Annotated in this window: 1 protein-coding gene; it reads left to right on the top strand. The window is 65.2% G+C overall.

Translation table 11 applies throughout. The features are described 5' to 3' along the window. Nucleotides 1-647 (top strand): DUF5801 repeats-in-toxin domain-containing protein (locus JF539_RS27455; protein WP_207144431.1); only part of this gene is annotated, 647 nt, incomplete at both ends.

Genomic DNA, 647 nt, shown 5'->3' on the forward strand with positions numbered 1-647 from the left:
GCGGCGCTGTTTGCGGGTGTCGCCAATCCGGGCAGCGACAGCGATCTGCCGGCACCGGTTTACGCCCGGAAGGACATCGTCGACGGGAACTCGGGATATTCCGGCAACGGCGCCGACTTTTACGCGCCGGAGGCGCAGAGCTTCACGCTTCAGATCGACGCGGACAATCCGGACAGCGGCCTTGTGACCAGCGAAGGGGAGGCGATCACCCTTTTCCTGGAAGACGGGCTGGTTGTCGGGCGGATCGACGATGCGGAGAGCGCGAACAACGGCGAGGCGGTGTTTGCGATCCACATGGCGAGCGCGTTCGACGTGGCTACGGGTGCGGACCTGAATGAACTGAGCATCGTCCAGTATCAGTCGGTCTACAACGCGGACAGCACGTCCAGCGACGACACGGTCGATCTTTCGGGCAAGGTCTATGCGGTCCTGACGATCACGGATGCGGACGGCGACGCGGTGTCGAGCGACCCGGTGGACATCGGCTCCTCGATCCTGTTTGCCGACGACGGGCCGACGGTCGCTGAGGAGGGCTTGTCCCTGACGTCCGACGAGGACGACATTGCGTCCGTTGATGCTCTCGGGACGTCGCCGGACGGTCCGGCGACGCAGCCGGTTGCCGGTGAGGCGTTTGGCGAGACGGGGGA

Source organism: Roseibium aggregatum, assembly GCF_017309185.1.
Lineage (GTDB): Bacteria > Pseudomonadota > Alphaproteobacteria > Rhizobiales > Stappiaceae > Roseibium > Roseibium aggregatum_B.